General features: G+C 50.5%; 1 pseudogene. It reads left to right on the plus strand.

The features are described from left to right. Positions 1-78: 78 nt before the first annotated feature. A pseudogene (locus tag PORUE0001_RS08085) lies at positions 79-551 on the plus strand (hypothetical protein); the annotation flags it as partial.

The following is a 551-nucleotide window of genomic DNA, read 5'->3' on the forward strand; positions in this document are numbered from 1 at the left end:
CTTGGTCAACAAAACACTACTCGAAGTGGTCTTGAATCGCTACCACATTGATCTAAAAAAAAAGACCGATTTGTAGCCGTGAGACAGCTTGAACAGGCCAAAGTGAGAGATCAAAAGCTCTCCATAACCTACCTTTGTCAGCAGCTAGAAGTCAGCCGCAAAGGCTACTACAAGCACACCTTCACCGAGCAAGACGAAGATGTCAAAGTAGCCTCCGTCCTACACTATTGCCAGTATGTGCGCAGTTGGCTCCCCAGGGCAGGCGTAGACACCCTCCAGGAGTGTACCAACAAGTACTTCAAAGGAACCTTTCAAGTAGGTCGAGACTGGCTTTACAAAGTGTTAGGAGCCAACGACATGCTGCTGAGAAGTCGCAAGCGCAAGCGTCCACCCCAGACGACCAAAGGAGTAGTCAATCACGGCTTCCAAGACCACCTGAACACCACCCCTAAGTACATCGCCACCGACCATTGCCGGCTCACCGTCTCAGACATAACCTACGTCAAGTGTTTAGGGGGCTTCGCATATCTCTCCCTGACGATGGATGCTTA

The organism is Porphyromonas uenonis 60-3, from assembly GCF_000174775.1.
GTDB classification, from domain to species: Bacteria; Bacteroidota; Bacteroidia; order Bacteroidales; family Porphyromonadaceae; genus Porphyromonas; species Porphyromonas uenonis_A.